We start from the raw sequence: 13,179 nt of genomic DNA on the forward strand, positions 1-13,179 counted from the left end.
TTAAATTATGAAAATTCTCCACACTGCCGACTGGCATTTGGGTAAACGCCTCGACCGTTTTTCAAGACTGGAAGAACAGGTTCTGGTCATGAATGAAATTGTTCAGATTGCTGATGAGCAAAACGTTGATTTAGTTTTAATTGCCGGTGATCTTTTTGATAATTTTAATCCAGGTGTAGAGGCAGTTGAACTTTTTTATAAAACACTGAAGCGTTTATCTCTGAATGGGAAACGTCCGGTGATTGCGATTTCCGGCAATCATGATTCTCCAAGTTTAATCAATGCTCCTGATCCTCTGGCGCGGGAATGCGGAATTATTTTAATTGGCCATCCCAAGACAGAAATTATTCCTTTCGGAACAGAATATTTCAACATAACCAACTCAAAAGAAGGTTTTATAGAACTGAAAATTCACGGAATAGATTTCCCTGTAAGAATCCTTCATACTCCTTTTGCCAATGAAATCCGTTTAAAAGAATATTTTGGTGAAAATAAAGAAGAGGAGATCAACAAAGTGCTTTCTCAAAAATGGAAAGATCTTGCAGATCAGCTTTGTGATGATTCCGGGGTTAATCTTCTGACCGCTCATTTGTATATGAATAAACGGGGTGCGGAAGTTTTAGAAGAACCGGAAGGAGAAAAACCAATTAAGATCGGTAATGCAGATCTCATTTTCTCTGACTGCATTCCTGAGCAGATTCAATATACGGCATTGGGCCACCTGCATGGTTTTCAGAATATCGGTACGAAGGAAAAGCCTGCTATCTATTCGTCTTCTCCTCTATGCTACAGTTTCAGTGAAGCCGGGCATACAAAATATGTCTCTATCATTGATGCGGAACCGGGAAAATCGGTTACCTATGAAAAAAGACTTTAAAAAACGGAAGGGTCCTTGTCAGAAAAACTTTCACGTCTGTAGAAGATACGGTTCAGTGGCTGGGTGAAAATCCCAATACATTTATAGAACTTACACTGGAAAGTGAGACTTTTTTAACGGCTGATGAAAGAAGATTGATTTATCAGTCTCATAACGGAATTGTTCACCTTATTCCAAAAGTAAAAATAAAGAATTTACTGAAGAACAAGCTCATGAAATCAATTTAAATCAAAATATTGAGCTGCTGTTCAAAGATTATTTTAAATCAAAAAACGGCGGCCAGGAAGCCAATGAAGAACTGATGAATTTGTTTAACGAAATTTTAAATGCATAAGCCATGATTCCTGTTCAATTAACTATCGAAGGACTTTATTCTTACCGGGAACGCCAGACTATTGATTTCAGAAATCTTACTGAAGCAGGATTGTTTGGGATTTTCGGCGCGGTGGGTTCCGGAAAATCTTCGGTTCTTGAAGCGGTTTCGTTTGCTTTGTACGGCGAAACAGAGCGTCTGAATATGCGTGATAAAAGGGCTTATAACATGATGAATCTGAAATCAAACAGTTCTTACATAGAATTTGATTTTGTGAATTATGAGAATAAACTCTTCCGTGCAACCCGTGATTTTAAGAGAAATTCCAAAAAATTCGAAGAGGTAAAACCTAATACTGTCACTTTTTATGAAAACATCAATGGTAAATGGATTCCTCTGGAGCACTCAAATGCAGAATCTATTATTGGGTTAAGCTATTCCAACTTTAAAAGAACCATTATTATTCCGCAGGGACAGTTCAAAGAATTCCTTGAGCTGGGTGCTGCAGAAAGAACGAATATGATGAAGGAAATTTTTAACCTTCAGAAATTTGATCTTCAGAACAATGTTTCTCTCCTTAATGTAAAAAACAGATCTGAACTGGATCACCTTGAAGGGCAATTAAAAGGCTTTGAAGATATCAATGAAGAGAAAATCAAAATTCAGAAAGAGGAGCTTGCAGAGGAACAGAAAAAACTTTCGGAAGCCAATAAGAAACTGGAAAAGATCTCCCAGATCTATCAACAGCTGAAAAACCTGAAAAGTGATTTTGAAAGTTTGCAGCTGAATAAGGAAAAATTCAGTAAACTCTCTGAAGCAAAGCCTCAAATAGATGCTCTGGAAGCTCAGGCAGAGTTATATGACCATATTTTCAGACTCTTCAATCCGCTGATTATTGAGAAAAATAAGCTTTCCAAAGAAATTGCAGATAAGAGGAACGAGAAAGAACAGCAGATCAAAACCTGGCAGGAAACTGAAAAGGCTTTTACTATTATAAAGAAACAGCTCGCTGCTCTGGAACCACAGTTTAAGGCATTGGAGCAATCAAAAATTCAGGAAAATGATATGAACCTCATCGTTCAGATCCTGAAATTTTCTGAAGAAATCAAGGTTTTAAATGAAAGAACCCGGAAAGGCTCTGAAAAGGTAAAAGAAGTAGATCTTAATAAGGAGAAAATTCAAAAGACCATTGATGAACTTTCTGCACAGATTAAAACTTTAAAAGAACAAAAACTTGATTCCGCCTTGCTTTCTGAAGTAGGCAACTGGTTTATCCAACAAAAGAATTTTAAAAAAATACAGCAGGAACAGACCGAAAAAATTGAACAGCAGCAAAAACAGATTGCAGAAATTGCAGAAGAACTAAAACCTTTTGGATATCATGAGAATTACAAAGACGATTTCAGAATCAGGAAAGAAACTCTAGAAATAAAAAGAAGAGAGCTTTCTAAAAAGCTGGATCATCTCAAAATACAAAAAGAGCTTTCCCGTTTTGCCAATGAACTTCACGACGGCGAAAACTGCCCTCTCTGTGGCTCCAAAGAGCACCCGCACATTGTGGAATTTCATGATGTAAATACTGAATTACAGGAGATCCAGGAGAAAATTACATCTGTTGAGCAGGAAGTGACTGCCGTTCAGAAGCAGGAATCTGAAATTGATAAAATTCTGGACCGCAAAAAAATCTTTGAAGAACAGCTTATTTCTGAGCAAAAAACGGTGCTCCGGATTCAGAAAGATATAGAGAATCATATCCTGAGTTTTACATGGAAGCCATTTTCTCATGATCAGGAAGAGGATTTTGAGAAAAAACGTTCAGACTCATTCACTTTAGAAAAAAGATTGAAGAAGCTGAGCGAAATATAGCACTGGAAAGAGAAACGCTGGAAAAAGAAAACAAAACTCTGGAGAAATATAAGAGCGCATTGGAGGCCTTCAGGCTGGAAGAAGTTTCAAAACAGGAACAGATCAATATCAGCCGTTCCGGACTTAAAATCCTGGACTGGAATCTGTATGCTCAAAAAACAATCACAGAAATAGAAGATGCTTATCAAAAGCTGGTTCTGTCCAACAAAGAAACCGAAGAAAATTATAACAAAGCATTAGAGCAGGAAAAGATTATTTCTCCAAAGCTGGCAGAACAAAAAACCATTGTCAGCCAATCTGAAAAACAGATCGCAGAACTTGAGAAAGAGATTTCCGCAAATGAATCGGTTATAGCCAAAGCCTTAACAGATCAAAATTTCACCGATTTTAAAGAGATTGAAACTATTCTTCATCAGGAAATTGATATTCAGGTTGTGAGAACTAAAGTTCAGAATTTCAGAATTGAATTTGAAGCTTTAAAAAAATTCATCGGAGAACTGGAAGTGAAACTGAAAGGACTTTCATTTGATAACAACCGTTTTTCCCTGGTCGAACAGCAGCTTACCCAGGCACAGGACGAGCAAAAACAGATCAGTGATGCTGTGGTAACAAAAACGGCTGAAATAGAGCGTCTGGAAAAAGAATTCGTAAAAAAAGAAGAACTGCTGAAGGCACTTATAAAGCTTCAGAAACGTTCTGAAAATTTAAAGGTTATGATGAACCTGTTTAAAGGTGCAGGTTTTGTACAATATGTCTCATCCATTTACCTGAGGCAGCTTTGTGACCACGCCAATGTACGTTTCCATAGGATGACAAGAAATCAGCTGAGCCTGCAGCTTAATGAAAATAATGATTTCGAGATTATTGATTACCTCAATGAAGGAAAAAGCAGAAGTGTAAAAACACTTTCCGGAGGACAAGCTTTTCAGGTTTCCTTAAGCCTGGCACTGGCACTGGCAGAAAGTGTTCAGGCCAACGCGCAGGCAGATAAAAACTTCTTTTTTATTGATGAAGGTTTTGGAACCCAGGATACGGAATCTGTGAATATCGTATTTGAAACGCTCACCAATCTGATGAAAGAAAACAGGATTGTAGGTATTATTTCGCACGTTGAAGAACTGAAAGAAAAGATTCCAACAGCTCTCAATATTATCAAGGATGAGGAAAGAGGAAGTATTATTGAAATTATTTAGTTCAAAATATTGTCAATAACAAAAAGCCACAAAAGATTTGTTTCTTTTGTGGCTTTCACACCTCACAAACTTCCCTGTTACAGTCCTTTTATAACAGGCTTCACTTCATTTCCAAACAATTCTATAGACTTCATCATCACATCATGGGCAGGATCTCCCACATCCATATGCCCGATAAATCTTGTAATTCCGAAAATTTCTTTCATATAAGCAATTTTATCTGCTACCTCAGCCGGACTTCCGATAAATAATGCACCGTCTTTACTTCTTCCGCCTTCATACTGTGCTTTTGTGTAAGGAGCCCATCCTCTGGAAGCACCTATTCTATCCATCTGGGATTTATAATTATGGAAATATCCATCCACTACTTTCTGATCATCACTCACAAAGGTATGGGAGTGAATGGCGATCTGCATTTTCGAAACATCATGTCCCGCTTTTTGATATTCCTGCTTATAAAACTCGATCAGATTCCTGAATTGGACAGGCATTCCTCCAATAATGGCTACCACTAACGGCATTCCCAACTGTGCAGCACTCAAAACAGACTGCGGAGTTCCTCCAACGGCTCTCCAGATGGAAAGTTTTCCGTCATTTTTTGCTCTTGGATATACCGTTTGATTCTGCATCGGGGCACGAAGTTTTCCGGACCAGCTTACGTTTTCTTCGGAATTGATTTTCAGTAACAATTCCAGTTTTTCATCAAATAACTGTTCATAGTCATTCAATGAATAACCATATAGCGGAAATGATTCAATGAAACTTCCACGTCCCACGAATATCTCAGCTCTTCCATCTGAAATAAGATCCAGTGTTGAAAAATCTTCATATACTTTTACCGGCTCCGAAGAACTTAAAACAGTAACCCCGCTGGCCAGTTTTATATTTTTGGTAATACTTGCTGCTGCTGCCAACACTATTTCCGGTGAGGAAACAGCATAATCCGGACGGTGATGCTCTCCCATTGCGAAAACATCAATTCCCACCTCATCCATTAATTTTACCTGATCCAGTATTTCACGGATCTTAGTTCCTGCATCTCTATATTTTCCGGTTGACTGATCAAAAGCCAGATCACCGAACATTCCTATTCCTAATTCCATATTGTTGATTTTAGTGATACAAAGTTACCACTATGGAAAACCAAAAACATTGATGTTTGTTAAGATCGGAAGCTGATTTCTTTAAACACTAATTGCACTAATGTATCACTAATAACACGAGAGTGTCATTGCGAGCAAAGCGAAGCAATCTCAATCAGTCTATACAATAATATTAAGGGAAAATCAAAAAAGTCCAGCCGTTCCGGCTGGACTTTTTTATTATTTTTCAGATATAAATCAAAATAATCTGTGATTTTCTGCATCAGGTGGACCCTGTCTTTCCCGATTACATTATGCGGATGCCCCGGATAGGTAAAATAATCCAGCTGAACTCCGTTATCAACAGCAGACTTGATGAATTTGATAGAATGCTGCCATACTACCACATCATCCTGCGCTCCATGGATCATCAGTAATTTTCCTTTCAGGTTCTGAACTTTATCCAGAAGATTTGCTGCAGCATATCCCTGAGGATTTTCCTGCGGGGTATCCATATATCTTTCCCCATACATGATCTCGTACATGCTCCAGTCGATTACCGGTCCTCCTGCTACTCCTACTTTAAATACATCCGGCTTGCGAAGCATGAAACTTGTCGTCATAAATCCTCCGAAGCTCCACCCATGGATTCCCATTCTGTCTCCATCTACATAAGGAAGGGATTTTAAGTACTCTACTCCTTTCATCTGGTCATTCATTTCTGTAGTTCCCAGGTTTCTGAATACAGCCTGCTCAAACTTCATTCCACGGTTGGAAGAACCTCTTCCGTCCATTGTAAAGATGATGTATCCGTTCTGAGCCATATATTCATACCAAAGGTTTCCTGAAGCCGGGAAGCTGTTTGTGATCAGCTGTAAATGTGGTCCGTTGTACAGATAAACAATAGCCGGATATTTTTTATTGGGGTCAAAGTTTGTCGGAAGAATGATTTTTCCATACAAAAGAGTCCCGTCGTCTGCCTTTAATTCTACATTTTTGATTTCCGGTCTCTGATAATTCTTTAATGGATTTTCAGAAGTAAGGATGTTGGTAGTCTTTAAATTGGCTGTATTGATAATATTGGCAACTCTGGGTGAATTGGCATTGCTGTAAGCATCATACAGGTAGTTCCCGTCACTGCTCAGAGTTCCGGTATGCATCCCTTCTGCACTGTCCAGTCTCTGCATCTTAAAATTCGTCCAGTTGATTCTGTATAAATGTCTTTCCAAAGGAGTCTCTTTTGTAGAGGTAAAATAAATTTCCTTTTTCTTTTCATTGAACCCTAAAATATCTGTTACCAGCCAGTCTCCTTTTGTAATTTGTGCTACCAATCCTTTTTCAAGACTGTAATGGAACAGATGATTATATCCTGTCCTCTGGCTCTGCCAGATAAAATCTGTGTTGGAGTTCGGGAAGAAAGTAAGCGGATGCTGCGGTTCTACATATTTGCTGTCTGTTTCTTCAAACAGCGTTTTCACCAATTCTCCCGTAACAGCGTCATACTGGTTCATTTTCATATGGTTCTGACCTCTGTTCAGAACTCCTACAAAAATGTATTTTGAATCCGGACTCCAGGTAACGGCTGTCAGGTACTGATCTTTTTCCCCTTCAATTTTTAAAAAAGTAGTAGATTGTGTTTTAATATTGAAAACACCTAATGTTACCTGATGAGAAGTCTGCCCAGCCATCGGATATTTGATGTTGTGATTAACAGCAGGAGTTACAGACCAATCGATGATCGGGTAATCTGCTACCATGCTCTGATCCATCTTATAGAATGCTACACTCTCAGAATTGGGCGCAGGGAAAATTCCTGTATCAATTCCGAATTCATTTCTGTGAACTGCCTGGCCGCTGATGATATTTTCGTTGGTTTCATTAGTTACAGCAATCGTTTTTCCATTCTTGTTTATAAATAAATTATTCTTTACAGTGAAAGCAAAGGTCTGGTTATCACCAAACATTTTTACGTTGGCTGCATCCTGATCAATGACAGCAGTACTCTTTACTTTCCAGTCATTTCCGGATTTTTCGATCCATGACATTTTACCACCGGTAGTAAAATAACCATTGGAATTTCCTGTGAATCTTATAGAAGGAACAGCTTTCAGCTTATCATTTGTAAACTGTTTATTCAATTGGGTAAGGGATACCAGAGTATCCTGTTTATTGGTTTTCAGATCTGTAATCAGATAACCGCCTTTCACAGCCTGTATGTAAGACTTTCCGTCTGCAGCCCATGAAAACTGGGAGATATTTTTTACCGCAAGATTGGTTCTCATCCCGTTTACAGCCTCCGCCATGGTAAACTTCTGGGTCTGGGCAAATGCTGAACTGCCTAAAACCAGCATCAATAAAGAAAATTTATGTAATTTCATTGTATAAAATTGAATCCTCCAAAAATAAGAAATAAAAACCATTCGTTAAGAAACGTTAAATTAAAACATTCATAAAATGGAATTCATGCATCGAAAGAAATTATTTCTTAACTTAATAGTAGATTTTTTAAAAGGGATTAAATAAGCAATTGTGAATAGTCAATCCGCTGCGCTTGTCAATTTTAAATTATTGGAAAGATAGTATTCACCATTCACTTGTAAAGCGAAATTGACGATTGACAAAAAAAGTTCATTTCTTATCCTATATCAATGACTTGTATAGGTACGCTATCCTAAATTTGCATCATTAATAACAAACAAAAAATATAAAATACAATGGCAACAAAATGGATTTTAGACCCTACGCATAGTGAAATTACTTTCAAAGTAAAACACATGATGATCTCTAACGTAAAAGGAAGTTTCAGAACTTTCACCGCTGAAATTGATTCTGAAGACGAATTCTTTGCAAATGCAAAAACTACAGCTACTATTCAGACGGATTCTGTATTTACAAACAATACGGACAGAGACAACCACTTAAAGTCAGCTGAGTTTTTCAACGCTGAGGTACATCCTACAATCACTTTTGAATCTCAGGCATTAAACAATACTGTTGTAGGTAATCTTACCATCAACGGAATTACAAAACCTGTAACGCTTGACGTAGATTTCGGAGGAATTAATGTAGACCCATGGGGAAATACAAAAGCAGGTTTCTCTTTTGAAGGAAAAATCAGCAGAAAAGACTTCGGGTTAAACTGGAATGCAGCTCTTGAAGCAGGAGGTGTAATGGTAAGTGATGATGTAAAAGTAGCTGGTGAATTACAGTTTGTAAAACAAGCATAATTAACAACATATAATATAAAAGGTTCAGGGATTTGTCTAAAAGCCTTGAACCTTTATTATTTTTATAATCTTCAATATTATGAACCTCAATGATCTTCAAAACATAAGCGGCGGTTTTAAAAACACTCAGAGAATGCCTGTTTTATTTCTTGGACACGGTTCGCCTATGAATGCCATTGAAGAAAACCAATTTGTACAGGGATTCCGGAAAGCGGCTTCAGAAATTCCCAAACCGAATGCAATCCTTTGTATTTCTGCCCATTGGTATACAGACGGAACTTTTGTAACGGCTATGGATATGCCGAAAACCATCCACGATTTTTATGGTTTTCCAAAAGCACTTTTTGATGTACAGTATCCTGCTCCGGGAAGTCCTGGGCTGGCCAAGGAAACAGCAGAACTTCTTCTTCCTGCTGATGTAGAGGAAGACCACAGCTGGGGGCTGGATCATGGCGCATGGTCTGTAATCAAGCATATGTATCCTGATGCTGATATTCCTGTGATCCAGCTGAGCATCGATTATACAAAACCTCCGCAGTATCATTATGACCTTGCTAAAAAGCTTAATAAACTTCGTGAAAAAGGCATTCTGATCATCGGAAGCGGAAATATCGTTCATAATCTCCGTCTTATCGACTGGAAAAACATTAATACAGTAGGTGCCGGCTGGGATTGGGCAGTGGAGGCACGGGAGAAAACCAACAACTGGCTTCTTGACGGCAATTTTCAGAATATCATCGATTATCATAAACAGGGTACTTTCCTGCAATATGCCGTTCCTACTCCTGATCATTACCTTCCGTTGCTTTATACTTTAGGATTAAAAGATCAGTCTGAAGATCTTACTTTATTCAATGATGAGCTTATCGGAGGCTCACTGAGTATGACAAGTGTAAGGATTGGATAATATGAACATTAAATAAAAAATACCCCAGCCGGGGTATTTCTTTTTTTATAAGACTATTTTTTATTGTACAGCTTTTAAAGCATTGATATTTCCGTAGCCGTAGCTTGAATTTACATTGGAATAATAGGTGGAAGCCTGTCTCATTTTAGTAAGTACCTGCTCTCTTGTCCATGACGGATTTTTAGCCCAAACCAATGCTGCAATTCCTGCTGTAGCTGCTGTAGCTACGGAAGAACCACCCACATAATCTGCTTGTCCGTTGTAATAGCTCAGAACGGGAACGGTGTTTCCTGAAGGTCTCTCCATCTGGAAGGTAAAATCGATCTGGCTTCCTGAGTGGCAGACATTACACTTCTGATTGGACGTATTTTCCTTTACTCCTGTGATCGCCTGTGTTTCCGGCATGGATGCAGGAAAAATTACTCCGACAAAACTAGTGAAACTGGTAGAAGTTCCTCCCGCACAGAAAATCAGTTTTCCTTTTGAGTAGGCATATTTAACTCCATCTTCAATTTTTCCAACAGAGAAAATATGTCCCATCGACATAGAAATGATCTTCACATTGGTATTATTACCCAGTTCTGTGAAAGCCGTTTTTACAGCAGTCTGTTCACTGGAAGTTTCCAGGACAACATTTTCTGCTGCTCTGTAAGCAATCAGATTGGCATTGTAAGCGACCCCTACCGGTAATCCTGCATTATTTCTCGGAGCCGCCATTACGGAAGCCATTTTCGTTCCGTGTCCGCACTGATCTCCTGATCCGTCAGAATTATATACTCCATATTTACTGATCGTTCTGCCTGAAGAAGCTCCGTTGTTAAAGCTGCTGCCCAGTAAAGTCTGTTCCGGCGAAACTCCTGTATCAATAAGCCCGATGGTTACTCCAGCTCCAGTACTGTAGCTCCAGGCTTCAGGAATATTGTGTTTAGTAAAAGCCCATGGAATTTTTGCACTAGGCGTTGTAGAGGTATAATCTGCTGTATTTAATGTTGCGGAAGAAAAGCCACATCCTGATGAACCACTTCCGGAAGACTTTGCAGCAGTATTATATTGAGCTTCAAATTCAAAATAATGATAGTCTGCCGGCTCTACATATCGGATCGTTTTCATTTGCCGGAGAGCAGTGATGGTTTCCTCGTTTTCAATGACAACATCCATCTGATTCAGATATTGATCTGAAAGGAGAAGAAAATTTCTTTCGTCTTTTCCTTCATATTTTCTGATCACAGAAAGGACTTCTTTCTCCATATCGCTGCTGTTTGGAGATTTACTTCTGTCAAAGTCGTCCTTTGAAGCTCCAAAACCGATTGATACCATTTTGTTTCCGCGGAAAACAGCACTCCATATCAAATGGTCAGATTCATTCTTCCAGTTGAAAGTACCATCTGTTTTTATAGCCTGATTGATCCTTTCATTGATCTGTTTTGCAGTCAAAGGATCTTTCTTAGCCATTTCTGTTTTTACATTTTCATTCTGAAGTTCTTCTCTGGAACACGAGTTTAAGGCAAAAAATATAGCCAGTAGGAATACAGTTTTTTTCATATGTTATAATTTTGGTTGGAGCCACAATATAACACTTTAACAGGAATTAAAGACTTAAAAAAAATGAATTTAGCATTACAGGAATATTAATTACAGTACTTTTTCGTAGCAGACACTCTGCTCAACGCCAATGTATTGCCCATAATTGGATATTCTGCTAAACCCGCTTTTTTCGTATACTGAGATTGCATTTTTAAGATCCCTGGAAGTTTCCAGGACTGCTTTTTTAAAATTCAGTTCTGCAGCCCAGTTTTCAAGCTCTTTTACAACAGCAGAGCCCAGTCCTTTTTTCTGAATTCCGGATGGGTAAACATTCTTTTAATTTCTACGGTATCTTCTGAAAGCGGTTTGAATGCACCGCAGGCTGCCGGAATATTATCAATATAGGCTACGATACAGTTTTTGATGGTATCAATTGTATTGAATTGAGCAAAGAACTCATCATTTTCACCATTATGTTCGGATAAAGCAGCATCAAGGGATTTTACAAGAGTTTGAAAATCTGTGTTGGCAGAATCTGTTCTGAGTATATACATTTTGTTGGGTTTAAAGATTAATGTGAGTAGAATAAAACCTTATAGGTTTTTGAAACCTATAAGGTTTAAAACCAGGCATTTATTAGAAAACAAAAAAGCTCCCTTTCGGAAGCCTTTGTTTTATTTATATTAGTTGACAATAAATTTTCTTTCGTTAATTAACTCAGCAATTGCGAGCATATCTTTTCCGATTAATCTGTCATCTTCAAGCTTAGCAACTTTAGAACGAAGAATCGCGAAGTTTTCTTCAATTATTTTAGAGCATTTGGATGGTCTTCTGAACTCAAGCCCCTGCGCTGCAAACATCAGCTCCACAGACAGAATGTTGACCAGATTTCCAAGTACCTGATTGAATTTTCTTCCCGAAATACTTCCCATAGAAACATGGTCTTCCTGACCTAAACTTGTAGGAATAGAGTCTGCTGATGCCGGGAAACACAATGTTTTATTTTCTGTAACCAACGCTGCAGAAGTATACTGAGGGATCATGAATCCGGAATTTAATCCTGAGCTTTCCGTTAATAATCTTGGAAGTCCATATTTTCCTTCCAATAGTAAATAACTTCTTCTGTCTGAAATATTCCCTAATTCTGCCGCGGCCAATGTAGCATAATCTAAAGGCAGCGCCATCAGCTGTCCGTGGAAGTTTCCTCCTGAAATAGATTCTTCAGCACTTAGAACAATCGGGTTATCTGTTACGGAGTTCAGTTCTGTTTCCGCCATACTTCTGAGGTGTTCAAAAGCATTTCTGCTTGCACCATGAACCTGTGGTACACATCTCATAGAATAAGGATCCTGAACTCTCTCACAATCTTCGTGAGCTTTCAGGTTTTCTGACCCTTTTAAGAATTTAAGCATTCTTGCGGCTACTTTTTTACTGCCTTCAAAAGGCCTGATCTCGTGAAGCTCTTTTTGAAAGGGCTTGCAGACCCCCTGTACGCTTCAATACTCATGGCTGCAGTCATATCTGCAAGATCTAATAAGTATTCAAATTTTTCAAGTCCTTTGATCGCATGAGCAAGGATAAACTGAGTTCCGTTGATCAATCCCAATCCTTCTTTAGGTCCTAAAGCCAATGGTTCAAGGTCATGTTTCTTCAGAACCTCCATAGTATCGGACACCTGTTCTCCTTCCCAAACCTGTCCTAAACCAAGTAAAGGCAATACCAGATGAGCCAGCGGAGCAAGATCTCCCGAAGCTCCTACAGATCCCTGCTCAGGAACGACCGGAATGATATCTTTTTCCAGCATCAGGATCATCCTTTCAATAACTTCCAGGGAGACTCCTGAAAATCCTTTTGAAAGGGCATGAACCTTGGCAATCATCATAATTTTGGAAAGTTCTTTATCAATAGGCTTCCCAACGCCCACCGCATGAGAAATGATCAGGTTATATTGTAACTGAGCGGTCTCGTCAGCCGAAATTTTAGTATCACACAATGGCCCGAAACCTGTATTGATTCCATATACGCATCTGTCTGACTCTACTATTTTCTGTACGTTTTTCTGAGATTTTAAAATTTGTTCTTTTGCAGCCTTGTTCAGCTTTGCTTTATTAGGCTTTTTACATATTTCCAGAACATCATGGAATGTAAAAACATCTACCCCGTATATCATTTCTAAAAAATTTCCTTAAA

At 38.5% G+C, this 13,179-nt stretch carries 9 protein-coding genes and 2 pseudogenes; 5 read left to right on the top strand and 6 right to left on the bottom strand.

The features are described 5' to 3' along the window. The first annotated feature begins 7 nt into the window (after positions 1-7). The 3 genes and pseudogenes from OWR28_RS19220 to OWR28_RS19230 all read left to right on the top strand — a co-directional run bounded on the left by OWR28_RS19220 (position 8) and on the right by OWR28_RS19230 (position 4,249). A pseudogene (locus tag OWR28_RS19220) lies at positions 8-1,211 on the top strand (metallophosphoesterase family protein). Positions 1,212-1,214: 3 nt separating this feature from the next. After that, on the top strand, positions 1,215-3,056 hold the full coding sequence (locus OWR28_RS19225; RefSeq protein WP_332388092.1) for an SMC family ATPase: 1,842 nt from the start codon (positions 1,215-1,217) through the stop codon (positions 3,054-3,056). Between the two features lie 59 nt (positions 3,057-3,115). Continuing rightward, positions 3,116-4,249: an SbcC/MukB-like Walker B domain-containing protein gene (locus OWR28_RS19230; protein ID WP_332388094.1), complete on the top strand. Its 1,134-nt coding sequence runs from the start codon at positions 3,116-3,118 to the stop codon at positions 4,247-4,249. Between the two features lie 77 nt (positions 4,250-4,326). Here the strand turns inward: OWR28_RS19230 and OWR28_RS19235 are convergent, their stop codons facing one another. Together OWR28_RS19235 and OWR28_RS19240 are read right to left on the bottom strand one after the other, a co-directional pair. Next, entirely contained in the window at positions 4,327-5,352 is a 1,026-nt protein-coding gene (locus OWR28_RS19235) for an Atu2307/SP_0267 family LLM class monooxygenase (RefSeq protein ID WP_332388095.1), read from the bottom strand. A 125-nt stretch (positions 5,353-5,477) separates the two neighbouring features. Beyond that, positions 5,478-7,709: a DPP IV N-terminal domain-containing protein gene (locus tag OWR28_RS19240; protein WP_332388096.1), complete on the bottom strand. Its 2,232-nt coding sequence runs from the start codon at positions 7,707-7,709 to the stop codon at positions 5,478-5,480. Positions 7,710-8,045: 336 nt separating this feature from the next. Here OWR28_RS19240 and OWR28_RS19245 point away from each other — a divergent pair, with 336 nt between their 5' ends. Further along, positions 8,046-8,558 carry a YceI family protein gene (locus OWR28_RS19245; RefSeq protein WP_002983653.1) on the top strand — a complete coding sequence of 171 codons (513 nt, stop codon included), beginning with the start codon at positions 8,046-8,048 and terminating at the stop codon, positions 8,556-8,558. 79 nt (positions 8,559-8,637) lie between these two features. Then, positions 8,638-9,465, top strand: a complete 828-nt coding sequence (ygiD, locus tag OWR28_RS19250; protein ID WP_332388097.1) for a 4,5-DOPA-extradiol-dioxygenase — start codon at positions 8,638-8,640, stop codon at positions 9,463-9,465. Positions 9,466-9,525: 60 nt separating this feature from the next. On the opposite strand, the gene OWR28_RS19255 is transcribed toward ygiD, so the two are convergent. The 4 genes and pseudogenes from OWR28_RS19255 to hutH form a co-directional block, all read right to left on the bottom strand. Further along, complete coding sequence (locus tag OWR28_RS19255) at positions 9,526-11,007, bottom strand: S8 family peptidase (RefSeq protein ID WP_332388098.1); 1,482 nt, start codon at positions 11,005-11,007, stop codon at positions 9,526-9,528. Positions 11,008-11,097: 90 nt separating this feature from the next. Then, a complete protein-coding gene (locus OWR28_RS19260) occupies positions 11,098-11,304 on the bottom strand; it encodes a GNAT family N-acetyltransferase (protein ID WP_332388448.1) in 207 nt (68 codons plus the stop codon). Further along, positions 11,271-11,543 (bottom strand): GNAT family N-acetyltransferase, encoded by a 273-nt coding sequence (locus OWR28_RS19265; protein WP_332388099.1) that lies wholly within the window; start codon positions 11,541-11,543, stop codon positions 11,271-11,273. The genes OWR28_RS19260 and OWR28_RS19265 overlap by 34 nt, the downstream gene beginning before the upstream one ends. Positions 11,544-11,672: 129 nt before the next feature. After that, positions 11,673-13,159 (bottom strand): annotated as a pseudogene (hutH, locus tag OWR28_RS19270) (histidine ammonia-lyase). Between the last annotated feature and the right edge of the window lie 20 nt (positions 13,160-13,179).

Source organism: Chryseobacterium sp. 1B4, from assembly GCF_036631475.1.
Classification (GTDB): domain Bacteria; phylum Bacteroidota; class Bacteroidia; order Flavobacteriales; family Weeksellaceae; genus Chryseobacterium.